Source organism: Anaerobacillus sp. 1_MG-2023, assembly GCF_030547345.1.
GTDB lineage: Bacteria > Bacillota > Bacilli > Bacillales > Guptibacillaceae > Guptibacillus > Guptibacillus hwajinpoensis_B.
This window is the reverse complement of the sequence record NZ_JAUORD010000001.1, coordinates 233,811-259,689: the sequence shown is the minus strand read 5'-3', so window position 1 is coordinate 259,689 and position 25,879 is coordinate 233,811. Positions and strand designations below refer to the sequence as shown.

Sequence of the window (25,879 nt, the reverse complement as noted above, 5' to 3'; positions counted from 1 at the left end):
TAGAATAGTTGCTATACAGAATTTAATGTGTTGGAGCATACTTTATACAAACATGGATATGGGGGAAGCAATTGAGTGTTCAATACTTGTTTGATTTTATAAGTGAAATATCAGAAAACTTAGGCACTTTGACCAAGGAGATTGAAAAATCTTTATTCTCACATCCTCAAACGGTTCTTGTTCAAGCTAGATTGTATTCGGAGAACTTAGTGAAAATAATTAGTAAAGAAGAAGGAATTGAAGATATATATCCTTTAAAGCATGCCGAAAGAATTTACAAGTTGTATAAACAGAATGCAATTGAAGAAGAGATATATGTAAAACTTGAGTGGCTTCGAAAGAAAGGAAACAAAGCTGCTCATGATATTAAGTCTGCTCAACCAGAAGATGGATTTAAGGCGCACCGTTATTTATTTGATATTAGTGTTTGGTACATGCAGGTTTATGTGAATTATGAATTTGATGCGCCAATTTATATGTTGCCTATTCAAGATAAGGAAGATAAAACGGTCATATCTGAAAAAGAATTAGAAAAAATGGTAAAACCTCTAATAAATGAAAGAATGAAAGAGATTGATGAAATTCGACAGGAGATTCAACGTGAACTTGCCAATATAAAAAAAGAAAAAGAAAGTATCTCTCAGTCAAGTAATGAGCCCCAAGATGAGAAGGAAGATAGAAATAAATCTTCTTTCTCACTATTAGAGTATTTGGAAGACCAGGAAATAAAATATATTGATAATCGTCATAAGAATGGGGCACTATGGTTGATCGGTGACTGGTCCTTAAATGAGAAAGTTTTCCCTTTAAAGGATTACAAAATATATTTTCGTTTTGTTCATAAAGGAGGGAAAGCCACGAACTATGAGCCAGGTTGGTTTCTTTTAAACAAAAATTATATTGAGGAAAATGATGAAGTGGCAAAAGATAAAATAATAAGTGATAAATATTATAAAGAAGAGAAGAGCCAAACATCTATAAGTGTCATTGTAAAGAGGGTTCCTAAGACTTTTTGGGAGCAAGTTGGACAAATGAAAGTACCAATTCATCTCCAAAACATTAAACTGGAGGAATGTAAACTCCCTTCTTTAAGAGCCTTAAATAGCTGTTACTATTTTCCAGATATAACAGAGCAGGCTTTAAGACTATTATATAAAGAGTCCAAAGAAGATTTTTTCTCTGTTATATATGACTTATTCTGGCTCGGTTTTCGTTTTGACGAGAAGATGGAAGCGTTTCAGCCTGTGAGAACTACATCTATTGAAGAAAAAGTAACGATTGAAGGTTCGGAAAATATCGAACTTACAGATATCATGCCTTTCGCTATAGTAGAAAAATTTAAAGAAAAAGAAATTAAATACCTTAATGAACTAAACAATATGCTGGTTTCATCCATTGTTTGGTTAACTAAATCAGAAGACATTGGATGGTTGAAGAAGGTTTTTCACTCTAAAAATGTTGAATCGATAGAAACTAAATCAAAAGAAATTAATACAGAGAAACATATTATCAGATTCTTCGAAAATGAAATATCTGTTTCATGGGAAGTTGCTAATGAGGAAATTGAAATGTTGGGAATTGAAGGTTGTTCACATTTTGTTAGTGAACTGAAATTGCTTGGTATTTCAAGATTAAGAGATATTGATTTTCCTCTGGATGGCCTTTCTACCAAACTCAAAGGTGTTGGAGAAAAGAGAATTATTAAGTTCTTAGATCAAATTCCTCAAACCTTACATGCTGAAGATATGAATGATAAAAATAGTTGTGAAAATCAAAGTGATAAAATTTTAAGGTACAGCACAAATGTAATTCATGTTTCTAAAGAGTTAGAACACATAGAACTTAAAGGGGATGATTATCCCGGGGCAGAGAAAGCAGTAGAAAAGTTAAAGGAACATGGGATTTGTTGCTTATTAGATCTACCGAATGACTTAACAGAACTAATAAAACTACAGGGCTTTGGAAAAGGAAAGGTTAAGAGGCTTTCTGATAAACTTCCTGATGTAATACTTCGAGAAAAAAAGCGTATTGAGTTGGAAAGGTTATCCCCTGAAGAATATCTATTGTACTTATTTAAATCAGCGGAGGATTGGCTGGACTTAATAATAAAAAATGAAAAGGTAGCCAAAGAAGAAAAGATTCAATCTAGATACGTTGAGTTAATGAAGAGAAAATTCAATGCAAGTCTTGAGGAACGACATTTAACGCTAGAAGAACTTGGTCAGCAAATAGGCGTTACTAGAGAAAGAATTCGTCAGATCTTAGCTAAAGGTGACGAAAAGATTGCAATTCGATTAAAAGATATACTTGAAGTTTATTTTAAAACCCAGCCTGACAATATTCAACTGTTAGAATTTCGTCACTTGGATCTTGACTCTTTTATACATTACATAATGTCTAAAGGGATTGAGAGACTAGGCTATGAATGTATCAAGAACAAGGATATAGTTTATATTACTCGGTTAAATAAAGATCAACTCGAAAGTATAGAAGCTACTATAAGGAAATATCTAGAGATTAATTTTAGTTCGAAGGTTATTAATAAAAAAGATCTACTAAACTTTTGCAAAAATGTATCAGAAGAAAAACATTTATCAATTAGCTATGTAGAACGCATTGCTAATAATGAAGTTAATTGGTTATCTCACGACCGGGCTCTATTAAAATCTACAAAGAAAAAAGATGTAGTTGAGATGGTTATGCTTCAATATCCTGCTGGTGTAGAGGTTTATAAACAAGAGGAAGAACTTATTGCAAAAGCTAATGATTATATGCCAGGACAGTTTCAGGGGGAGCGCTCGTTTTATTCAATTGCAACTAGGTTTGACCTTTCAGAAAAAATCATATTATGGGATCGTGGAAAGTATATTCACGAGTCTTATGTAAAGAAAAATGAAAGTTTTATTAAACATGCTCAGCAAGTCGCTCTTCAGATGGTTGAAGAAGATGGGCCTATACATGTATTGAAATTGTATCAAAGGCTAAAGAAACAGGCATTAGAACAGAATATCATAAGTGAATATGGATTATATTCGTTAATGAGACAATTACGTAACGATCAACTATCATTACAAGCGTTTCCAACTATTTATCCTGCAGGGGTAGAAAAACAAATGAACGCAGAATATATAGAGCAGTTCATAAGTAACGATGGCGGACGAACAACTTACCAAAAACTTTATAATCATTTTGTTGAAGGTCGAGGGTGGAAAAAGTTCACATTAGAGCATAATCTTTCAACAAACCCAAAGTTTGTGCAGTTTAGACATGCTGAGTACACTCTATTATCAAATTATTCATCTATCACATCGAATGATTTAGATTTTATCACCGATCAAATAGTCAATAAAATAGACGCTTCACCTATTATATTAATTTCTTCTTTTTTCGAGGAAAACGAAATGCTCCTCAAAAGTAAAGGTATAGAGACAAAGAACGTACTTTATGCCATTTTAAAAGATCTAGGACATAATTTCCTACGGTTTCCTAGATATCCATATATTCTTTCAATTGATGCAAAAAAAGATCATTTATCTGCCCAAAGGTTGATAGAGAATTTTATAGAAGAGAAAAAAGAAATTGTTTCTAGAGAAGAGATTATCCAATGGATGTTGGATATATTTGGTGAAGATGATAGCTTCCTAGACCTTACACTTCTGAATTCAAAAGAAATACTTTACTATACAAGAGGAAAATACGGGGAATATATACATTCGAGCACGATTGGCTACACAAAAGATATGGAAAACAAGGTGCTAACCACGGCAAGACAACTCTATCAAAATGTATCTGCTATAAAAGAACGAGAATATATACTGCTAGAAGAAATATATGCTCCTCAGTACCTTCCAAGGATGGAGGGAGATATTGATTGGAACGAAGAGTTATTTGGAGATATGCTAAAAAAATCAAATCAATGGAATATGATTGGGTCTTATGACGCAATTCTCACACCAAAAAATTCGTTTATTTTAACTTACACTGATTTTATAGGATATCTTCTCAAAGAAAAATTTGGCGGTTCAGCTAAATTAAAGGTTTTTCAGAAGTATCTTGATCAGATTAAATATTCAAGTGATGGAAAACTATTATTTGAAGTGGAGGAAGCTTTGGAAAGAAATTTAGCACCTTTTGAGATAGACGGTGATGAAATAATGTTGAAAGACTGGAGTGAACAGCACTATGAACAATAACTTAATTGCTCGTGTTTCTTCTTTACTTGAGGAAGAAGACCCTCTTGTAAATGAACTAATCATTGATACGATACGTCAAGTAGAAGGCAATTATTTGTCTATAGAAACGCACGCTAGAAAAATAGAGAGAAAGTTAGATCGTAAGTTAAAAAACCAAGAAGGTGAAGAGGGTTGATTATACAATCTCTAGAAATGACCCATTTTCGCCAGTACTATGGAACTCAAAAAATTGAATTCGCACATTCAGATGAAGGCCAGATAGTGACCGTAATCCTTGGAGATAACGGTAGAGGTAAAACAAGTCTTTATCGAGCAATTATGTTTGCCTTGTTCGGAGATGTTAAACTCGCTCAGGATTCAGAAGAGGCGGAGTTAATATTGACCAATTTAAAAGCTCTTAAAGAACAACCGAGTGGTGTAGAAAGCATAGTTACAGTTAATTTTGTTCATGATGGACAACCATTTACTATGACAAGATCATTTTTCGCAGGAAAAACTGATAATAAAATCAAAGAGCAACCCAAAGATCAAAAGCTGATTAATAAAAAGTCAGGAGAAGAATGGATCAAACAACAAGACATCGTTTTTCAATTGCAACGTATTGTTGATGAGAGAGTAAAACATTATTTTTTCTTTGATGGAGAAAGAATTGAAAGACTTACAAGAGTTGCTCGACAACAAAAAGAAGAAATATCAACTGGAATTAAAAATTTGTTAAAAATTGATGAAGTCTTAAAATCTAGAGATGTATTGAAACATATAATGGCTAAATCAAAAAAGGAGTTAGCTCAATATTCGAAAGGCGAATATAAAAAGACTTTATTAGAGTATGGAAAGAAAGAAATTGAGCTGGAAATGATAGAGCAAAATGAGGAGAAGAGTAATCATCTAGTTCTTGAAATGGAAAATAGGTTGTCGGAAATAGATAGGCAATTAAATGAATATGAGTCGATGAAAACACTATTTCAGGAACGCGATCTGTTAGAAGAAAATCTAAAAAAAAGACAGAGCAAAATTAAGGAAAAAATTGAACAGACGAAACTATTCAATGAATATCTTCCGTTGTTAATGGGGGAAGATACTTATCATCTTGTGGTAGCGAAACTGAAAAGCGAACTTGATTCAGAGGATTTATCTGGAATATCTTCTGAACTTATAAATAAATTGCTCGAAGATATGCGATGTATATGTGGGAGTAGTCTAAATGAAAAAAGTAGTCAGTATCAAGAGTTAAAGATACTTGCTAATTCAGTTGAAAAATATGAATCTACACGTTCTTCTCATGGTCTTCTTTCGGGTATTAGTTCACTAATTTCATTTTTGAGTGGACGTACTGAAGCAATTAATTATGCAGTTGCTGAAATTAAAGAACTTCAATATGAACAAAATCAGAGCCAAATTAGGTTGGAGGAGCTAAATAAGCACCTCTCATCTTCAAAAGAAGGCCATTTGAATTCTCTCAATAATGAGCGAATGAAACTGATAAAAGAAATTGCAAATATTGAAATTGATGCGAAAAACTTTCAATCACAAAAAGGAGAACTTGAAAGTAATTTGAAGGTGATGAAACATAGGTTGAAAGAGTTACAAAGGCAAAGTGGAATTCGTGAACAATTATTAAAGAAAAATGAAATATTGGAACGTTCTATATTATCCGTTTCTAATTTAATTGGGCTATTTGAAATTGAAATGATTGAAGAACTTGAGAGAACTACTCAGCAAAACCTTCAATACCTTCTTGATAGTTCAGGACAGTCAATGATTAAGAATGTAAAAATCCATAAAGATTATTCTATTGAAGTATACAATGCTTATGATCAACCTTTTTTGGCGAATATTTCGCAAGGTCAGAGACAAGTCCTCTCATTAAGCTTTATAACAGCTCTAGCCCAGGTTTCCGGTGGTGATTCTGTACTTGAAATGCCGCTTTTAATGGATACACCTTTTGGTAGACTATCTGAAATACACCAGCGGAAACTCATTGAGTACCTCCCGAATATTTGTTCCCAATGGATTCTCCTTGTAACTGATAGAGAGTTTGGTAGCAATGAAAAAGCTCTTTTCGATGAGTCTGACGCTATAGGAAAGTATTATCAGCTGGACAATTTAGAAGCTGGAGTAACAACAATCAATGAAGTTAATATGTCAAGAATGGAGGCTAGATAAGATGGATGAGATTGGACAACTCAGAATATATGTCTCAGATGAATTTTTCCCTCTATACCATCATATTGGAAAATCACTCTTCCAACAAAATAGTAAGTTCTTTGTGTACTGTGCCTTTGTAGGAAAACGTCTAAATGCTAAAAGTCCAGTTATTAAAAAACAGGAGCTATGCAGAGCTGTCACTCTTACAGAAAATGATTGGAACGCAGTAAAAGGGGTTTATTATGCTGATAATGGAATTATGGGATCATATAAAGAAATGACAAATCTAATGGAACTATATGCACAAACAGGACTTTCATATTTATTACAAAATGTACTATATGATCACGTAGCTAAAAATGATCAAAATCAAGAATACTTTTTCAGTTCTAGTGATGAAGACATTCAGATGGAACTTATTAGTTATTTCGTTAGTTTGAAAGAAGAAGTGCCTTTTTAGTTTTATTAAGGGATAAGGGATCAGTTTTGAATTATTGAAATTGGTCCCAGATAAAATTTATAATGTAATCAAAATATTAAGCATATTATAAATAAACTTCGTTTTTGATAACAATCGAGAAACTCACTTCCAACGAATCAAAACTACTCTAAAACTAGTATCAAAAACCATCTCATAATCAAAGTTCTAATATATACTAACACTAACCTTTTTGATAATATAGAAGTACCACCGATCAAAAAGGGGAGACCAATATGTTATTTGGATACGCTCGAGTCAGTACGAAGGATCAAAACTTACATATGCAATTTGATGCATTAAAAAAATATGGAGTAGAAGAGAAGAACATCTACTCAGAGAAAATTACTGGAACGAAAAAGGACCGTCCAGCGTTTACGGAAATGTTGAAGTATTTACGAGAAGGGGACACAGTTGTCGTCTACAAGCTCGACCGGATTGGGAGAAGTACGAAACACCTGGTCGATTTGATCAATGACTTTCAGGAGAAAGGTATCAACTTTGTTTCAATCAATGAGAACATCGATACTACGACGGCGATGAGGAAACTCGTATTTACGATCTTCAGTGGGCTGGCTCAGTTTGAACGTGACATCATCTCAGAACGAACGAAATCTGGATTGGATGCTGCAAGAGCTCGAGGACGAAAGGGAGGACGACCAAAAAAAGACCAATCCAAGTTGGATATGGCCTTTCGGATGTATGATAGCAAGGAGTATAGTATCCAGGAGATATTAGAAGCCACTGGGATGAGTAGAGCGACTTTTTATAGATATTTAAATAATAAGAATCTCTAAAGATAACTCCAAATACTAATTTATTTTAGAAAAATAGATAATTTCATTTAAATATCGAATAGTAATTTCTGCGCTATTAGTGTTATAATTTTACATATATAACCAAACTAATAAATTTAGTTTTATCAACATTATTTCACGTAAAAGCAACTTATTGTCTAAATTCCAAATGAATATTCGGAAGGGATTAATATGAAATTAAAAAAAATATCCGTAACTAAATTATTCGGTATATTCGATCACGAAATAAGACTTAATAATGAACGAGGAATTACAATTATAATTGGAGAAAATGGATTAGGGAAAACGAAAATATTAGAAATGCTTGAATCCTTTTTCAAGGGAGATATTTACAGGTTGAAAAATATTGAATTTGAATGCTTAAGGTTTGAATTCGATGATGACTTTTATTGGGAAGTTTATAAGGAGCACAAAGATGAAGAAGAAATCGCATTATTAGTAAAGGAAAATAATAACGTTGACGGAATATTCGCCTTAGATATTGAAGAATTCAGTCCAGAAAGAGCTCGACGTGAAGCCTTACATTTAGCAAGAATGCATGGTTCACTAAGAAGATTAGGTGCTGATAGATGGGAAAACAGGTCTAACAGGGAAATTTATAATTCTATAGAAGTTATTGAAAAATTTGGTGCTGAGTATTCAACTGTTAATGTTATTAAAGAATCAGATCCACCTAGTTGGTTTATTAGTAGGTTAGAAAGCTTAAATGTTTCATTAATTGAAACTCAAAGGGTTTATGATTTTGCATATCCTGATAGAACACACATTGAAACTGTTAAGAAATATTCAGGAGAATTAACAGATTTTATTAAGCAAAAGTTAACGGAATCCACAGAATTATCCTCTAAGTTAGATAGAACATATCCAAACAGATTAATTGAACAGTTAAAAACTGGAAGTCAAAATATTTCTGAAAATGAATTGAACGAAAAGCTTAAAGAATTAGAAGATAAACGAAGTTTGTTCGATGAAGTGGGATTAGTCGAAACTGAAAAAAATTCAGCTTTATCGTTGATAGATAACCCTGAAAATGTGGTAAAAGATGTTCTCATGCTATATGTTAAAGATAGTTTTGAAAAATTGGAAATATTTGATGAGCTAGCAAAAAAAATCAAATTATTTCTAAAAATTATTAATGCACGTTTTAAACATAAGAAATTACATGTAAATAAAGATGATGGTTTTCAGTTTAAATCTACTGTTATAAAAGATAAAGATGGTATTTTTGAAACAATTCCTTTGGACCAGCTTTCTTCAGGAGAAAAAAACGAATTAATACTATTTTATAAGTTAATCTTTAATACTTCTACAAATTCATTGATTTTAATTGATGAACCAGAAATTTCCTTGCATATTTCTTGGCAAAATAAATTCATTTCAGATTTAAAGGAAATCCATAAATTAAACCAATTAGACATCCTGATTGCTACACACTCGCCAGATATTATTTCGAATAATTGGGACTTGCGGGTGGAATTAAAAGGGGTGGAATAAATGTTTGAGCATATGACGGCTGATAGAACTGCTAATGCAATTATGCAAGACTCCACTTTTAAAGGAACTAATTTGGTAGTTGAAGGCACGAAAGATTACAAGTTTTATTCTAAGTTTTTTAACATCGAAAACACCGTTCAAATCAAACAAGTTGGGGGAAAAGAAAAAGTTCGAGAAGTAATTGAATTATTAAATGCTCGTAATTTCAATGAAAAGATTGGAATAATTGATTCGGATTTCTCAAAAATATTAAGTGATGAAGTAAACACTGAAAATGTTTTTTTAACAGATTTTCATGATATTGAAGTAATGATGTTTGGGTCACCAGCATTGGAAACAACTTTAAATATTTACACTACAAACGAAAAAATTGAGAAATTTCTCGATGGTAGAAAACTAAGGGGTATCATTCTAGATCTTGCTAAACAAATTGGGTTTTTGAAGTTAGCCAATCACATTTATAAGCTTGGTTTAGCATTCAAACCAAGACAGCCACAAGGGAAGCCTTTAAAATACAAAGATTTTATTGATAATAGAACTTTGGATTTTAAGGGGAATGAACAATTAATCACTACCGTTCATAATTACTCTATAAATAGAAGTGATAAAGTTATTGATGCAAAAATAGTTGAAGAAAAAGTCAAGGAACTCGTCGATGATAAATATGATCTGTTACATTTAGTGAATGGTCATGATTTATCAAATATTTTATTCTTTTTATTAAAGAAAGTTTTGAGAAGTCCTAACATGTCTTTGTATGATATTCATTCGATTGAGGATTCATTGATTATGTCTTATGAAGCAAGGTTTTGGATAGACACTGAACTTTTTAAAAAAATATACGATTGGGGATTATCGAATAATCAAACATTGTTTAAAGAAGATATCGAACATCTTTATAATAAGTTACGTTTAGAAGTCTGAGAAATATGTTATAAAGAATAATATGGTTATCAATAATGAGATATGATCTTTATATTTTAAGTGGCTCGATTCTACTATCATTCACGCAGCTGGTTTTATGCCAGCTTTTTTCTTTTACGTAAGAATCTCCTTTAATATGATTTAAATGGTGGAAGCGTCCGCTTATACAACATAATATTAAAAAGTTCTTGTAATGTAAGATTTACTTATTCTTGTCATCAATTTCAACAGAAATTGGTGTTTAAAAAAAATAGATTTAAATATTTTTTTCTATTTCTATTAATCAACTTCGTGCATAATATCAATTTTACGAGAATATCAACAGATCTCAGTATCAAGTTATCCATACAGAAAAAGGTCTCACTTATTTTTCCTATTAGAATGTACAAACTGCATGCCCCCACACTTTGAAGTGTGGGGGCATGAATCATTTTATATTATTTCAAAGGGAAGGTGAATGAGCACTAAAATTTATAAATAATTCCCATAAGGAGCCTTTTCATTTATTCACACAAACCCTTCCACTTAAATGGTAAAATAGTTAAAGATAAAGTAATGGAGGAATACACATGACAACGAAGTTAACACGACAAGAATTAGAATCGCACCTTTGGAAATCGGCCGATATCCTACGGGGATCAATCGATTCCAGTGACTATAAGAATTACATATTTGGTTTACTCTTTATCAAACGCCTGAGTGACGCCTTTGAAGAGCGAAGACAAAACCTCATTAAAGAGCATGGAGAAGAAATTGGGGAACTGATAGCAGACGATCCACAGCAATACCAATTCTATGTTCCACCTGCTGCACGTTGGGAAGCCATCCGTAGAAACTCCGAAGACATCGGAACGACTATCAATGTAGCATTTGAAGCGTTAGAAAATGAAAACCAGACACTCGAAGACGTCTTAACACCGATTGATTTTAATCGAAAAGATGTTCTGACAGACGGTATATTACAACGGTTATTGCAACACTTTTCTCAATTGAACTTAGCCAACAGCAACCTTTACGAACCGGACATGCTGGGACGCTCTTATGAGTACCTGATCAAGATGTTTGCTGACGACGCTGGAAAAAAGGGCGGGGAGTTCTATACGCCTTCCAAAGTGGTGGAATTGATCGTCAAATTGATCAAACCAGAAGAAGGTATGCGTGTCTATGATCCAACTTGTGGCTCTGGGGGGATGTTGATTCAATCTGTGGATTTTGTGCGTGCCCGTGGAGGAAACCCACAAGCCTTGTCTTTATTTGGTCAAGAGAAAAATCTCGGAACTTGGGCGATTGCAAAGATGAACTTGTTGCTTCATGGATTACCGGACCACAAAGTGGTCAAAGGCGATACCATCCGTGAGCCGAAGCTCGTAGAAGATGGCGAATTAATGCTATTCGATCGTGTCATTGCCAATCCACCGTTTTCCCTCAAAGAATGGGGACGTGAGGAAGCAGAGGGCGATGTCTATGGACGTTTTCAATATGGCATCCCACCTAAAAATGCCGGGGACTATGCGTTTATCCAACATATGGTGTCATCGTTAAAAGCAGACGGTGTCTGTGGGGTTGTCATGCCGCATGGCGTACTGTTCCGGGGTGGAGCCGAAGGCAAGATCCGTCAGGGGCTTTTGGAGTCTGATTTATTGGAGGCAGTGGTTGGTCTGCCATCCGGTCTGTTTTATGGTACCGGCATCCCAGCGTGTGTTCTGATCTTTAATCGGAATAAAGCAGAGGAACGAAAAGGCAACGTGCTCTTTATTGCAGGAGAAGAGGACTTTCAGGAAGGAAAGAATCAAAACATCCTTCGTGATTCGGATGTTGAGAAAATCGTGAAGTCCTTTGATACCTATGAAGATATTGAGAAGTATGCGAAAGTGGTTTCGCTGGAAGAGATTAAAACAAATGACTACAACTTGAATATCACGCGTTATGTCGATAAGACGGAAGAGGAAGAACTGATTGACTTGAATGAGGTCCTTTCTGATCTTCGTCAGTTGGAAGAGGAACAGGCCGAGAAAAAAGCGAAGTTGAGTGAGTTTCTTCATGAGTTAGGGATTGGTGAGAAGTGATGGTGACAGATGTGAAGGACGTACGAGACGGGTATAAGATGACGGAGTTGGGTGAGATACCTGTGGAGTGGGAGGTATTAACTACAGGTGATTTATTTGAAAATATATCTAATAAAGGCTATCCGGAATTACCCGTACTCTCTGTAACGCAAGAGAATGGTGTAGTATATAGAGATTCTGTAGGTATCAATATTAAGTACGACAAAAAATCATTAAAATCTTATAAATTAATTGATAAAGGGCAATTCGTAATTAGTTTAAGGTCCTTTCAGGGGGGGATCGAGTACTCAAACCTAAAAGGAATTTCAAGTCCGGCATATACGGTGTTGTCTGCAAAGAAAAAAATTAATAATGATTTTTTTAGATACTTTTTTAAGTCATTTTGGTTTATAGAGCGATTGAAAAAATCAGTTGTAGGAATTAGAGACGGTAAGCAAATTAGCTATTCGGATTTTAAAGTTATTAAGATTCCTTTTCCAACACTACTGCAACAACAAAAAATAGCCGAAACCCTTTGTAGTGTTGATGAAACGATTGAAACAACTGATCAACTGTTGGAGAAAACAAAAGAGCTTAAAAAAGGGTTGATGCAGAAGCTGCTGACGAAGGGGATTGGTCATACAGAGTTTAAGAAGACGGAATTGGGTGAGATACCTGAGGAGTGGGAGATTGAAACTCTAAGTAATGTTACTGATTTTATAACTAAAGGCAGTACACCAACCACTTACGGATTTAAATGGCAGGAATCAGGTGTTAAGTTTTTCAAAAGTGACGTAGTTAAAGAGGGTGAATTTGTATATGGTGATTTTAAATTCATAGACAATGAAGCCCATGCCCATATGGCACGTTCAAAAATTATTGCGGGCGATTTGCTTATTACAATCACTGGGAACATAGGTAGGGTTGCGGTTGTCCCTAAGGAAATTGAAGAGGCAAATATTAATCAGCATATAGCTAAAATTACAGTGATTAATAGTGGAATAAATCCATTATTCGTGTACTTTTGGTTTAATCAAGAAAAAATCATACGTTATTACGAGCAGATAAAAACTGGGCTTGCTTATCCTCAAATAAGCTTAAAACAAGTAAGAGAAACTAAAATCCCTATTCCTTCAAAGGACGAACAACAAAGAATTGTAGATATTCTTTCATCCGTTGATGACCAGATTAAAAGTTATAGGATTGAAAAAGAAAGACTTCAAGAACTGAAAAAGGGCTTAATGCAACAGTTGTTAACCGGTAAGGTTCGAGTGTCTGCATAAAGAAATCGAGGGTTTGATGTCTAGCTTCAGGCATTAGTAGTGGCTCTAGGTCATAAGTCAAAGCCCCATAAAGGTTAAAGATTTACCTTCATAGCGCTTCGTCTTATGCTTGTCGCCACTGAGCGAACGCCTGAAGCTTCTCAAAGTAGGAGGGGAGAGAATGGAAGGGTATGAGTGGACGGAGGTTGAGAAACCGTTCATTGAGCAGCTTGAAGGGTTTGGTTATACATACATAGCTGGGTCCGAATTGGATCAAGAGCGTACGACGCGATCTTCGGTGGTGTTGGAGAAGCGTTTATTCCAAGCGATTAAGCGTTTTAATCCTTGGATCGAGGACGGAAATGTGGAAAAAGTGATCAAACAATTGACCCTAGTCCAGGCGGAAGATCTATGGAGTGCCAATTATCAACTGTTTGATTGGCTGTTTGGCCAAGGGCTATCGGTGCTTCAGGACCTTGGAAGTGGAAAGAAGCATCAAACCGTTCAGTTATTTGATTTTGAAGACGTGGAACGCAACGAATTTCTAGTCGTCAATCAAGTCTCGTATGAGAATGCTAGTGGAACGATTCGTCCTGATGTTGTGTTGTACATAAACGGTTTGCCTCTTGTCGTGATTGAATGCAAGAGCCCGAAGTTGAAATGGGATAAACAGCTACCGGAAGCCGTTCGTCAGTTTGATCGTTATCAGGAAACCCATGAGAAGTTGCTTTGGTATAACCAAATGCTGATTGTGACGAGCCGTGATCGCGCACGTGCAGGAACGATCTTGGCGCGTCCCCAACACTACGGATTATGGAAGGATCCGTATCCTCTGACCTTGGATGAAGTGGGGAGTGATCGGCCTCAGGACATCTTGGCGGCCGGGATGTTACGAAAGAAAACGGTATTGGATTTGATGAGGAACTTCATCGTGTTCGATGGAAAGGTCAAAAAGCTCGCTCGTTATCAACAGTATCGTGCCGTTCAGAAAGGGATTGAACGTATCATGACCCAGGACAAACCTTCTCTTCGCGGCGGGGTAGTTTGGCACACCCAAGGATCTGGGAAATCTTTGACGATGGTGTACATGGCGATGAAATTACGCCGGATTGCATCCTTGAATAATCCGATGTTGGTCATTGTTACGGATCGTCAGGATCTGGACGGCCAGATTATGAAGACGTTTCAGAATTGCGGGTTCCCTAATCCTACACAAGCAAGGTCCGTGGAAGACTTGAAAACGCAGCTCGTAAAAGGCCCAGGAACAACGGTCATGACGTTGATTCAGAAGTTTCAGGGAGCTGAAGATGATGAAGGTCATAAGATCTTCCCGATTGTTTCAAAAGAAGAAAACATTATCGTCATGACGGATGAATCCCATCGTTCGCAGTACAAGGGGCTCGCTCTTAACATGCGAAAGGCTCTCCCCAGTGCAACGTTCATTGGGTTTACGGGGACTCCGATTGATAAGAAGAAACGATCAACTACGGGAAAATTCGGTTCATATATTGATAAATACACTATTGAACAGGCGGTGGAGGACGGTGCCACGGTGCCCATTCACTATGAATCTCGCTTGCCGAGCCTTCAGGTCAAAGGGGACTCGCTGGATGAATTATTTGACCGGGTGTTCTTTGAGTACAAAGAAGAGGACCGGGAGAAAATCAAACAAAAGCACGTGAATGAATCCCTTATTCTGACGGCTCCTGACCGCATGGATCAGATTGCCCTCGATATTGTTCGACACTATGAATCTCATATTCTTGTGAATGGATATAAGGGGCAGGTGGTTGCCGTTTCTCGTGAAGCTGCGGTGAAGTATAAGGAATTGATTGATGAATATGCGGCAGGTCAGTTTGAAACGGCCGTCATCTTTTCGTCTGGCCACAATGACAAGGAACCGTTAAGAAGTCATCATATTACGAAAGAACAAGAGAAAGAGCTTATCGAACGATTCAAGAAACCCTTTGAGGAAGATCGATTGGCGATGTTGATTGTGTGTGACAAGCTATTGACAGGGTTTGATGCACCGGTTGAACAAGTCATGTATCTGGATAAGCCGTTACGTGAACACAGTCTTCTTCAGGCAATCGCCAGGACAAATCGTCGATACGATGAGCATAAATCTTACGGCCTGATTGTTGATTATTTCGGAGTTTCCCGATTTTTGGATCAAGCCCTGGAAATTTTCAGTTCCAATGATGTTAAAGGTGCTCTTCAATCGATCGACGAGGAGCTTCCTCGTTTAGAACAGCGCCATCGCTCGGCGATGCGTTTTTTTGATGGATTATCAGACAAGCAGGAGGAAGAACGGGTTCTTCGTTTAAAAGCAGAAGATACTCGGGCGGAATTTGATGCGGCATACAAACGATTTGCGGGAAGTATGGATAAAGTGATGCCGAGTCCGAAGGCAGAAAAATTCGTAAGGGACTTACAGCAGCTAGGGGCTATACGGCTGTTGGCCAAGTCACGCTTCTCTGTGGACGCCGATGGGATGAATATTTCCGATTGTGGAGAAAAAGTTCGCCAACTGGTTCATAAGTATCTGCTTGCCGAGAAAATAGATGCTCGTGATCCCGTGCCGATCCTGGATGCGCGGTTTAAAGAAGAAGTAGAGAGTAATGAACTGCCAGAATCGAAGGCAGCACAAATCGAGCATGCAATCAAGCGAGAAATCTCCGTGAAAATGGACGAGGACGAAGTCTACTATACTTCTTTAAAGAAAAAGGTAGAAGAACTTCTTCAACGGTTCAAGGATCGTAAAGAAGATATTCATGAACTGATTCAAAAGCTGTACGAGGTTCGTGAAGAGCTTTTGAAAAAAGCTGAAGGCCGTACCAAGAGTGGTCTTACGCCTGAACAGGAACCGTATTTTAATAAGTTCAGTGAAACGTTTGAAGATCGAGAGGAAAAAGAATTAAAAGGGTTAGCCGTGGACGTTCAGCAATTCATTGAAGAACGAGTATCGGATATTCCGGATTGGACCTCCAAAATAGACTTTAAACGAAAGCTCAATGCGGACTTGAAAATTCTCCTGTTAAAGAAAAAAATCGGCATCAATGATGCCTCCATGCTTGTCGGATATTTTACCGCGCTTGCTGAGGTACAGTACAAATAAAACCTCCTGAAGCCTGTTGGCTTCATATAAAATCTTTTTGCGTTAACGGGATAAAAAAAGGACGAATTTCTCTAAATGAAGTTCGTCCTTTTTATAATTCTTTTCTACATATCGTTATACATCAAGCGTTGAGCCCTTCAAGCGAAGCCATTCTTTCCGGTCCTCATAGTCCGGGAGTAACATACGAACAGTGTCCCAATACTCTTTCGAATGGTTTAAGTGTACTAAATGGGCCAACTCATGAGCGATGACATAATCAACGATGGAAGCAGGAGCTAAGAAGATCCGCCAATTTAGTAATAGCCTGCCTTCAGATGTGCAAGAGCCCCAACGTTGTTCTTGGTCCTTGATCATTACACTCGTTGGTTCTTTTTTGAGCTTCAGCGTAAAAGGTTTTAATCGATCCTTTGTAAACGTATCGGCTTTTCTTTTCACCCATTCAATATAAAGGGGTCTTAAAAGAGTGCGATACTCTTCTTCACTGCATGAATGGTGTACTTCTCCATAGAAACGTCCTTTATGAAAATGAAGGGTAGGAGTCGATTGATTGGTCTTCATAATTTTCAAACGGTAGTGTCGACCTAAATAAGGTAATTTTTCTCCAGAAACAAACGATTTTAGTTTTGAGGTTTCCTGCATTTCTTGAAAGTCTGATAGTTGTTTTATAATCCAAGGTCCTTTTTTAAAGAGGATATCTTCTATCTTATCTATTGAAACATTAGGAGGAGAAACAACGTTAATCCCAGACTGATTGACTGATATTGAAAGGGTTTTTCGGTTATTGCTTTCTTTTAATGTATAGTAAATAATCTTATTTCCAAATTGTATAGAATTCATTGTTGCTCACAGTCCTTCTTTGAACTTATTACTTACCCTATTATATCAGTTATTCAAGGAAAAACTGATTGTATATAAGTGGAATTGAAGGGGGAGGAGACTAGTAAGATTAAAATACCTTCATCCGGTATAACTGTAGTTTGACTTATGTGTTCAATAATTCCACTTTTAACTTCGTGTATAATCTTAGTTTTACGAGAATATCAAAAGCTCTGATAGTAGATTATCATAATAAGTCCTCTGTTTTAATAATGTTTAATAATTTTGAAAAATACCTATTTTCCTGTTGAAATACTTTTTCGGAAGCATTTAGTTAGATAAGCTAAATTCGACAAAAAGAACGTCTTTTTGTTAGTAATATCACCATAAATTTTTAACATAGACTAAAACTAAGTAATTGAGTAACTAGTAATAAATATCTTGTAATCATCTTATCAATTATAATTAAATTACGTATTATTAACATCTTTATAGTCTCTACAGATTAATGTAGAGGCTTTTTGTGCCTGGCATGTGCACACATCCTTTTGGGTTCAAGTTCCGACCGGTGAAAGTTGTGTTAACCGATAGGCAAATAAACTTATATTATAGTTAAATTAAGGTATTTATAGTAAAATAATCTTACAACTATTTTAGGTATGGGGGGTAATAAGATTGATGGCTTTGTTTCTTTTAGGTTTTTTAGCATTGATAGTTTCCATAATTTATCTTGTGTTCCATCTAATTAGTAAGGTAAAAAACAAAGAAAGAACACTTTCAAAAAAAATGTTTTATTCATTATTAATTGGAGGACTTGTTTTAATGATAGTAGGGATAGGATTTTCAGATGATACAGCTGCTGGTCAACTTCAAATAGAACAAGATAATAATGAAGAATTAACTAAACAGATCGGTTTATTAAAAGAAGAAAATAGTAAATTAAACAGTAAAGTCGAGGAATTAACTGTTAACAATAAAGAAACCAATAGCCAAATTGAAGAATTAAATAGCAAGAAAAAAGAAATAGAAAGTGAGTTAGAAAGTAAAACAAACGAATTGAATAAATTAGAAAATAATGACAAAAAAATCAATGAAGAAAAAGAAGAATTAAATAAGAAAATAGAAAACCTCAATACAGAAATCATTGATCAATCAAACACAATTAATCAACTCAAGGAAGATAAAACATCTCTACAAGCAAAAATTGAAGACTTACAAAATATCGAAGTGGCCAGTAATTCAAGTTCATCAAGCTCTGAATCTAACACCTCCTCTAGTAGCAGCAATAATGCTTACTATAAAAACTGTACTGCTGCTAGAAATGCTGGTGTTGCGCCTTTATATACAGGCGATCCTGGTTATGGTTCTCATTTAGATAGAGATGGTGATGGAGTAGCGTGTGAATAACTTAAAGAAACCTTTATCAATACTAAAGAATTACAATAGAATGTAAGTCGTGAAATCTTATAACGTTTCAGTTTCACTAGGTAATGACTTCACATACTAAACATACAAAAGGAGCTTTAATTGGCGCAAGACTTTGCCTCCAAGCTCCTTTTTTATATTTGGAATTCTCGAATATTCATGCTTGTTTCCTCCCAATTAACTAATAATCTAATTTAAATGAATTATGTGGATGGTAATGCTTATTGTCAATATGAAAGGTTGATAAATTTGAACATTGGAGACTTGGAAAGAATGAAATCTAGTTATGGGTACTTATTTGAAATTGAGTATAAAACGAGGGAACAAGCGAAAACTTTATTAGAAAATTTATATGGAGCTAATTCATCAATCATCCTTAGTTCACAATATAAGAATAAATTATCAAATAAGTCATTAGAAAATATGCATTTTCATGAATTAGTAAGTTTATTGAAAATGGTACCAATACTAAAAGAGTCATTTGGAGAAAGTTATATTAGAGACTTAATGCAACTTAATCCAATTAGAAATAAGATTGCACATTGCAGTTTTATTAATGATAAGGAATTTGCACTTTTGTCCCGCACATATTACCTATATGAAAATAATTTTAAATAAATATTGAAAAAAAAAGTAATGGGTTTTTTAGATATTGAAGCGAGCGAATAATATTAATATTCCAAAGTATGCAACTTAGGAAATAAAAGCTAAGGAATGGTCCTTTTGACAATTAATTTAGGGTTATTTGAAGAAATCAAACTTGCCAACAAGAAATATCCAATAAACCAAAAACATTCACCATTACTATCAATCGAATACTCAGAATCCCTAATTCATAAAAGTGCACTCGCAATCGGACAAAAATTCGAGAGGTTACTAGAAGAGGGAAACTTAGATGAGGCAATTACCTTTACTCACCAAGTATTGCAACTTGTTGGGTATGAGAGTGGTGATTTTACTCTACCATTATCAAACATTCTTTATCGATATGACAACCAAGAGATCCCTGAGCTAGAAAACCAACACTTATCTTCAATAGAACTGATCTCAAACGAAAAGCAGAAGATGAAGAACTTATTTAAATCATTGAAGTTTGAGATGCTAACAGCTGATTCGGTGTCCTTTATGGTGAGCTTCATTCGAATGTCTGGGTTGCAACTGCTAATTCGACCGTTAACGGAGTTGCAACAACGTGGTATTAAGGTGAGAATTCTAACATCACTTTATATGAACGTTACAGAAGCAAAGGCACTACGAAAGCTGCTTGAATTTTCAAACGTAGAAGTGCGCGTATTTGATTCTGGAAGAGAGTCATTTCACACGAAAGCTTACCTGTTTGAACGTGCTTCTGGATTACATACGGCAATCATTGGTTCATCCAATTTATCACATGCTGCCTTGGTTAATGGGCATGAATGGAATGTGAAGGTTCCGGACTCTAGTTATTTACCAATCTATAAACAGGCAATGGAAAAGTTTCAGAAGGCATGGGATGATGAGAGATCACACATATTAACAGAAGAATTGCTTGAACGGTATGAGCAACATTTAGATGAAAAGGAAACGAAGCCTGTCATTCGGCCGTCGTTCCAAATTTCACAAGTGGCAGAAAGTAACGTCTCTTACTCACCTCATCCTGACATTGAACCAAATGAAATGCAGAAGAAGGCGTTACAAGCTCTAAAGCAAACACGAGAGAATGGCAATCGTAAAGGCGTTGTGATTGCAGCAACAGGAACGGGAAAAACTTATTTGTCTGCATTTGATGTATTTGAATTGAAACCTAAGCGTATGCTTTTTCTCGCACATCGGGAAGAGTTACTCGACAACGGGAAGGATACGTTTGAAAAGGTGTTTAACAATACTCATTTATGTGGGAAGTTAACTGGAAAAGAAAAAGACATACATAAACCGTTTTTATTTAGTACGGTTCAGTCACTTCATTCTGAACAGGTGCTACATCATTTTCATCCGAATGAATTTGATTACATTATTGTTGATGAATTTCATCATGCTGAAGCACCAACCTATTTGAAGATCCTTCACTATTTTGAACCAACCTTTTTGCTAGGGTTAACAGCAACACCTGAACGAATGGATGGTCGGGATGTGCTTGCACTTTGTAATTATAATGTAGTGTATGAAATACGATTACGCGATGCTCTTGAAGCGGAATTACTGGCACCTTTTCATTACTTTGGGTTAGCGGATGATACGGTGGACTACAATGAAATAGGGTTGCGAAATGGATTATTAGATAAACGTCAACTTGTAAAAGCGCTAAAGACAAATGAGCGTGTCGATTATGTCCATGAGATGATCAAGCGTTATGGGTTTGATGGGGAGCAGCTTATTGGGTTAGGCTTTTGTGCAACGATTGAGCATGCGATGTTTATGAGCGAATCGTTTAACCGTTTAGGCTATGTAACGAAGGTGCTCACAGGAAATGATTCTCCTGAATATAGAAGACAGGTTGTTCAGCAGCTTGAAGATACCGAAGATCCGCTGCAAATGATTTTCTCAGTGAATATTTTTAACGAAGGAATAGATATTCCTCGACTCAACCTGATCTTATTTCTAAGACCAACTGAATCCTCTACGGTGTTTATTCAGCAGCTTGGAAGAGGTTTGCGAAAGGTCGAAGGGAAAGAGTTTGTCACTATACTCGACTTTATTGGAAACTATCAAAAGTCGTTTATCGTTCCTTTGGCGCTTGCTGGTGAGACCAATTCACGTGCGTTTGATAAGGATTCACTTCGAATTGCTGTTCAGCATGAGTTTGCTGATCTACCTGGCGCGTCATATGTTGACCTTGACCAAGTTTCTCAAAAGCGTATTTTAGAAAAGATCGATAGTATTCGAATGGATTTGCTTGCGATGCTAACAAGTCTTTATGCGCAGTTTAAGCGAGAACTTGGAAGATCCCCAGAGGTAATTGACTTTCTTTATTCTGAGAATGCCCCGAACTTGCATTTTTTTGTAAAGAGATTAGGGTCTTGGGTGAAAACGAAGAAAAAAATGAAGGATCTTTCTAAAGTAGATGAAGTTATTTTAGAAAATGAACAGGTAAATGAGCTGTTTGAGCGAATGGAGAATATGTATCCAATAAAGTGGCCGTATGAGTTAGCCATTTTGGAGGCTGCAAATGAGGTTCCTGTTGTTCATCAGTCAGATGTTTTTCGTATTATCCAGCGTCGTTTCGGTATTCTACCGGATGAAGAAAAACATCGTAGCTTAATATACGATGCAATGGTGAAGCTAACTCAAGGATATAAAAAGCATAAACATGGGATTGGGATTATTGAAAATGATGGCTTTAGGGTGGATAAACGCTTATCTGAAGCCTTATCAATTAAGATTGTTCGTGAAAAATTCATGGAACGGATAGAATATGGGGTTGTCGAGTTTCGTCGTACGTTTAAACCAGATCGTTTTCTGGGAGAAGGTGAGCGTGTGATTCGTTATCAAAACTATTCGCGAAATGATTTGATTTTTTTGTTTCAAGCAGGTGTCCAGGAAGGAACTTGGCGTGAGGGTGTAAGTCGAGTAGGGAACCACTATCTCTTTTTCATTAACTTAAATAAGGATGAAGCGGTATCGGACCACCTTCATTATAAGGATTATTTTATCGATCAGCGTCACTTCCATTGGCAAAGCCAGAACCAAACGTCGCACAGTTCATCTGTTGGACAAGCATATATTAACCATAAGGAAAAAGGCATTCACATTCACTTGTTTGTAAGGAAGTTTAATAAAATGCACGAGATAACGTTGCCTTTTACCTACTTAGGGGAGATCGACTATGTTTCAAGTCATGGGGACAAGCCGATGAGTATTAAGTGGAGGCTTCATCATCCCGTGCCAGAGGATTTATTTATTGATTTAATTCGATAACAGCTTATCGATTGTTGGAATATCAGCGGGAGCCCATTCAAGAGAACGTAAATCAAGCTTTGAAACCCACTCCAACTTAGCGTGTTCTTTTGCTTTGGGTTCACCGTTAATAATAGTTGATTCATATGTAAGTAGATTAACAATGACGTTAGGGTATTCATGAACAACTTCTTCTACTTTTTCTTGAACCGAAATTTCGCAGTCTAGTTCTTCCTCAATTTCGCGTATTAACGTTTGTTCAGGTGTTTCCCCTTCCTCAATCTTCCCCCCTGGAAACTCCCATAAGTTTGGTAGAGACATGGTTGGGGATCGAAGGGCACAAAGGAATTCATCTTGTTCATTTCGGATAACAGCACCGACGACTTTTACTTTTTTCATGATTTGTTAGCAACTCCTTTAACATGATTACTCTATCTATATTATCATTGAATTATATCAAATTGCGAAAGGTGGATGACCATGCCAACTTACAACAAGTTAATTAGAGACCGTATCCCAGAGATCATCAAAGCGACTGGAAAAGACTTTAATACCACCACGTTAAGTGACTTCGAATATAAGGAAGAATTACAATCAAAATTAAAAGAAGAGCTTCAGGAGTACTTTGAAGCAGATGGAGATAGTCATTCCATTGAGGAACTAGCAGATATTCTTGAATTGATCCATGCACTTACGACGGTACATCATTCTTCCTATGAAGAACTTGAACAGGTGCGAAAAGAGAAAAAAGAGAAGCGTGGCGGGTTTGAAGAAAAGATCTATCTGATTGATGTAGAAGATGAGTAAGATTCAACTTGTTACTGAAAGACTAATTGATCATCTTGTACCTGAAATCGAGTCAGCTGATTCGATTTATATCCTGACTTCATTTGTGATGAAGTCAGGGGTAGAGCTTCTTTATCAGCATTTGGAATCGGCTTTAGGGAGAGGAAAGACGGTAAAGCTCTGTGCAGGCGATTATTTATTCGTCACGCAACCGGTGGCCCTTGAAAGACTGTTGGAACTGGAAGGCATTGAGCTTCGCTTATATCAAAGCAATGGGCGGTCCTTTCATCCAAAAGCTTACTTATTCGGAAATGAGTCAGAGACGGGTTCTTTCCTAGTTGGTTCTTCTAATCTATCACGGTCGGCTCTAACGAGTGGTGTGGAATGGAACATGTTCTTACCTGAAAGTAGCTCGCCATCAACATACCAGGAAGCGGAAGATTTATTTTTACATACGTTTTATCACGACAATACTATTCCAATGAATATAGAATCCATTCAGTTATATAAAGAGCGTTATGAGAAGTATCATGAAAAGTACCCAGATCTCCTGCAAAAGTGGAGCAAGTTAGAAGAAGTGGAAATGACGGTTGGTACTCCAGATCAAACTAATACGATTCACGAAAGTAGATTGCCGTACGGAATTGAATCTGAAAGTGTTCTTGAGCCAAGACCAGCTCAACTTGAAGCTTTGGAAGCTCTCGAAGCAACCTTGGAAGAAGGTTACACCAGGGCGATGGTTGTTCTGCCGACTGGAATCGGGAAAACCTATCTGGCTGGATTTTTTGCACGTTCTTTTAAACGAGTCCTTTTTGTTGCGCACCGAGAGGAGATTTTGTATCAGGCTAAGAACTCATTTCAGCATGTCCTTCCTGATCGCTCTACTGGAATTTACAATGGACGTGTGAAAGATAAGGCTGACATGCTGTTTGCTTCTGTTTTTACAATTGGTCAGGAAAAGAATCTAAAGCAATTTAGCCCAGATGAATTTGACTTAATTGTGGTAGATGAGTTTCACCATGCTGCTGCCAACTCGTATCAAGGAATTATCGATTATTTCACACCAGAGTTCTTACTGGGGATTACTGCTACACCTGATCGAATGGATAGTAAAGATGTTTATGGGATATGCGGCGGTAATGTGGCGTATCAAATGCATTTTATTGAGGCTATTCAGAACGATTGGTTAACGCCCTTTCGGTATTTTGGTGTTTATGACGAAACGGATTATTCAAAGGTTACTTGGCTTGGGATTAAGTACGATCAAGAAGAGCTACTAGCAGCACAGTTAAAAGATGAAGTAGCGGACAAAATCCTTCGTGCATGGGTAGAACACAAGCAGTCACGTTCACTTGGGTTTTGCTCATCTATTGTACAAGCGAATTTTCTGGCTGAGTATTTTAATGACAAAGGCTACAAAGCGATAAGCTTGAATTCAAAGTCACAGAACTACTCGAGAAAAGATGCGATTGATGCATTAACAAATGGTGATGTCGATATTATCTTTACTGTCGACCTATTTAATGAGGGGGTAGATATTCCTCCGGTTGATACACTTTTATTCGCAAGACCAACTGAATCATTAACGATCTTCACGCAACAGGTTGGGAGAGGTCTTAGACTACATAATGGAAAAGAATACTGCAATATCATCGATTTGATCGGAAACTATCGAAATGCGGATATTAAGCTTTCGTTATTTGATACTTCACCAGAGCAATCAGGTAAGAAGAAAACAGTTGAACCAGTTGTGCCCGCAAATTGTGAATTGAATCTTGATCTTAAAGTGGTTGATCTACTTAAGGAACTGAAAAAGAAGAGGCAGCCAAGAAAAGAGAAGCTATTTGATGGGTATCAAGATTTGAAGTTAGAGCTTGGAAGACGTCCAAGTTATTTAGAACTTCATTTGTATGGCAGAGAAAATAGTCGAGAGTATCGACAGGAATTCGGCTCTTATCCAGGATTTCTGCAGTGGGCAGGTGAGTTAGCTCCTTTTGAGGAAAAAGTATATAGAGATTATGAAAACTGGGTTAAGGAAGTTGAACGAACCGGAATGGCAAAAAGCTACAAGATGATCGTTCTTCATTACATGTTAAGTAGGGGAATGGAGAATTGGTTAGCATCTGTCACTCCAGAAGAAGTCGCTCCCTATTTTCATCAGTATTTGACTGAAAAAGAGTATCGAAAGAAAATTGATTTCTCTGATAAAGGGTCTCGAGCGATGTGGGAATATGATGAGAGCAAAGTCGCAAGTTTAATTGCGAGAATGCCTATGACGAAGTGGAGTGGCAGTTCTAAGGGATTGGTTGTATTTGATGGTGGGACTTTTTCGTTTGATTTGGAATTGGATAATAAGGAAGAGAACGAGTTGCTTTATAATTGGATGAAAGAGATTTGTGAGTATCGATTGCATGAGCATTTTGAGAGGAAGGCGAGATGATATCTCGTCTTTTTAGTATATAGTATCCAATAGCTTAATAGCATTTGTGAAACTATGGA

17 protein-coding genes are annotated in these 25,879 nt (G+C 36.3%); 15 read left to right on the top strand and 2 right to left on the bottom strand.

Annotation, left to right across the window (positions count from 1 at the left end; all coding sequences use genetic code 11):
* The first annotated feature begins 71 nt into the window (after positions 1-71).
* From Q4550_RS01340 to Q4550_RS01295, 10 genes are all read left to right on the top strand, one after another.
* A complete protein-coding gene (locus Q4550_RS01340; protein WP_303529690.1) occupies positions 72-4,193 on the top strand; it encodes a sigma factor-like helix-turn-helix DNA-binding protein in 4,122 nt (1,373 codons plus the stop codon).
* A complete protein-coding gene (locus tag Q4550_RS01335; RefSeq protein ID WP_303529688.1) occupies positions 4,183-4,368 on the top strand; it encodes a hypothetical protein in 186 nt (61 codons plus the stop codon). Before Q4550_RS01340 ends, Q4550_RS01335 begins: the two co-directional genes overlap by 11 nt.
* Positions 4,365-6,359, top strand: coding sequence for an AAA family ATPase (locus tag Q4550_RS01330; protein ID WP_303529685.1), 1,995 nt, complete (start codon positions 4,365-4,367; stop codon positions 6,357-6,359). The genes Q4550_RS01335 and Q4550_RS01330 overlap by 4 nt, the downstream gene beginning before the upstream one ends.
* Before the next feature lies 1 nt (position 6,360).
* Positions 6,361-6,801, top strand: a complete 441-nt coding sequence (locus Q4550_RS01325; protein WP_303529683.1) for a hypothetical protein — start codon at positions 6,361-6,363, stop codon at positions 6,799-6,801.
* Between the two features lie 254 nt (positions 6,802-7,055).
* Complete coding sequence (locus Q4550_RS01320; RefSeq protein ID WP_303529681.1) at positions 7,056-7,616, top strand: recombinase family protein; 561 nt, start codon at positions 7,056-7,058, stop codon at positions 7,614-7,616.
* Between the two features lie 192 nt (positions 7,617-7,808).
* Positions 7,809-9,131 carry an AAA family ATPase gene (locus Q4550_RS01315; protein ID WP_303529678.1) on the top strand — a complete coding sequence of 441 codons (1,323 nt, stop codon included), beginning with the start codon at positions 7,809-7,811 and terminating at the stop codon, positions 9,129-9,131.
* Positions 9,132-10,055 (top strand): DUF4435 domain-containing protein, encoded by a 924-nt coding sequence (locus Q4550_RS01310; RefSeq protein WP_303529675.1) that lies wholly within the window; start codon positions 9,132-9,134, stop codon positions 10,053-10,055.
* 569 nt (positions 10,056-10,624) lie between these two features.
* Positions 10,625-12,121 (top strand): type I restriction-modification system subunit M, encoded by a 1,497-nt coding sequence (locus Q4550_RS01305; protein ID WP_303529673.1) that lies wholly within the window; start codon positions 10,625-10,627, stop codon positions 12,119-12,121.
* The gene (locus tag Q4550_RS01300; RefSeq protein WP_303529672.1) at positions 12,121-13,383 is read left to right on the top strand and encodes a restriction endonuclease subunit S; all 1,263 of its coding nucleotides are present in this window, start codon (positions 12,121-12,123) and stop codon (positions 13,381-13,383) included. The genes Q4550_RS01305 and Q4550_RS01300 overlap by 1 nt, the downstream gene beginning before the upstream one ends.
* Before the next feature lie 160 nt (positions 13,384-13,543).
* Complete coding sequence (locus Q4550_RS01295; protein ID WP_303529671.1) at positions 13,544-16,480, top strand: type I restriction endonuclease subunit R; 2,937 nt, start codon at positions 13,544-13,546, stop codon at positions 16,478-16,480.
* 114 nt (positions 16,481-16,594) lie between these two features.
* On the opposite strand, the gene Q4550_RS01290 is transcribed toward Q4550_RS01295, so the two are convergent.
* Positions 16,595-17,317: a M48 family metallopeptidase gene (locus tag Q4550_RS01290; protein WP_303529670.1), complete on the bottom strand. Its 723-nt coding sequence runs from the start codon at positions 17,315-17,317 to the stop codon at positions 16,595-16,597.
* A gap of 657 nt (positions 17,318-17,974) precedes the next feature.
* Between Q4550_RS01290 and Q4550_RS01285 the strand changes: the two genes are divergently transcribed.
* The 3 genes from Q4550_RS01285 to Q4550_RS01275 all read left to right on the top strand — a co-directional run bounded on the left by Q4550_RS01285 (position 17,975) and on the right by Q4550_RS01275 (position 22,615).
* Positions 17,975-18,703: an excalibur calcium-binding domain-containing protein gene (locus Q4550_RS01285; RefSeq protein ID WP_303530467.1), complete on the top strand. Its 729-nt coding sequence runs from the start codon at positions 17,975-17,977 to the stop codon at positions 18,701-18,703.
* Between the two features lie 291 nt (positions 18,704-18,994).
* Positions 18,995-19,339: a hypothetical protein gene (locus Q4550_RS01280; RefSeq protein ID WP_303529668.1), complete on the top strand. Its 345-nt coding sequence runs from the start codon at positions 18,995-18,997 to the stop codon at positions 19,337-19,339.
* A 105-nt stretch (positions 19,340-19,444) separates the two neighbouring features.
* On the top strand, positions 19,445-22,615 hold the full coding sequence (locus tag Q4550_RS01275; RefSeq protein WP_483298548.1) for a DUF3427 domain-containing protein: 3,171 nt from the start codon (positions 19,445-19,447) through the stop codon (positions 22,613-22,615).
* Here the strand turns inward: Q4550_RS01275 and mutT are convergent.
* The gene (gene mutT / locus Q4550_RS01270) at positions 22,604-22,996 is read right to left on the bottom strand and encodes an 8-oxo-dGTP diphosphatase MutT (protein WP_303530464.1); all 393 of its coding nucleotides are present in this window, start codon (positions 22,994-22,996) and stop codon (positions 22,604-22,606) included. The genes Q4550_RS01275 and mutT overlap by 12 nt on opposite strands.
* Positions 22,997-23,074: 78 nt before the next feature.
* On the opposite strand from mutT, the gene Q4550_RS01265 reads away from it, so the two are divergent.
* On the top strand, positions 23,075-23,401 hold the full coding sequence (locus Q4550_RS01265) for a nucleoside triphosphate pyrophosphohydrolase (protein ID WP_303529665.1): 327 nt from the start codon (positions 23,075-23,077) through the stop codon (positions 23,399-23,401).
* Positions 23,394-25,820 (top strand): DEAD/DEAH box helicase family protein, encoded by a 2,427-nt coding sequence (locus tag Q4550_RS01260; RefSeq protein WP_303529663.1) that lies wholly within the window; start codon positions 23,394-23,396, stop codon positions 25,818-25,820. The genes Q4550_RS01265 and Q4550_RS01260 overlap by 8 nt, the downstream gene beginning before the upstream one ends.
* Positions 25,821-25,879 lie beyond the last annotated feature (59 nt).

Excerpts from the sequence above, each read along its gene's own strand:
- Q4550_RS01305 (WP_303529673.1), top strand. The coding sequence starts at position 10,625 with ATGACAACGAAGTTAACACGACAAGAATTAGAATCGCACCTTTGGAAA.
- Q4550_RS01320 (WP_303529681.1), top strand. The coding sequence starts at position 7,056 with ATGTTATTTGGATACGCTCGAGTCAGTACGAAGGATCAAAACTTACAT.
- Q4550_RS01310 (WP_303529675.1), top strand. The coding sequence starts at position 9,132 with ATGTTTGAGCATATGACGGCTGATAGAACTGCTAATGCAATTATGCAA.
- Q4550_RS01260 (WP_303529663.1), top strand. The coding sequence starts at position 23,394 with ATGAGTAAGATTCAACTTGTTACTGAAAGACTAATTGATCATCTTGTA.
- Q4550_RS01295 (WP_303529671.1), top strand. The coding sequence starts at position 13,544 with ATGGAAGGGTATGAGTGGACGGAGGTTGAGAAACCGTTCATTGAGCAG.
- Q4550_RS01280 (WP_303529668.1), top strand. The coding sequence starts at position 18,995 with ATGAAATCTAGTTATGGGTACTTATTTGAAATTGAGTATAAAACGAGG.
- Q4550_RS01265 (WP_303529665.1), top strand. The coding sequence starts at position 23,075 with ATGCCAACTTACAACAAGTTAATTAGAGACCGTATCCCAGAGATCATC.
- Q4550_RS01290 (WP_303529670.1), bottom strand. The coding sequence starts at position 17,317 with ATGAATTCTATACAATTTGGAAATAAGATTATTTACTATACATTAAAA.
- Q4550_RS01285 (WP_303530467.1), top strand. The coding sequence starts at position 17,975 with ATGGCTTTGTTTCTTTTAGGTTTTTTAGCATTGATAGTTTCCATAATT.
- Q4550_RS01335 (WP_303529688.1), top strand. The coding sequence starts at position 4,183 with ATGAACAATAACTTAATTGCTCGTGTTTCTTCTTTACTTGAGGAAGAA.
- Q4550_RS01325 (WP_303529683.1), top strand. The coding sequence starts at position 6,361 with ATGGATGAGATTGGACAACTCAGAATATATGTCTCAGATGAATTTTTC.
- Q4550_RS01315 (WP_303529678.1), top strand. The coding sequence starts at position 7,809 with ATGAAATTAAAAAAAATATCCGTAACTAAATTATTCGGTATATTCGAT.
- Q4550_RS01300 (WP_303529672.1), top strand. The coding sequence starts at position 12,121 with ATGGTGACAGATGTGAAGGACGTACGAGACGGGTATAAGATGACGGAG.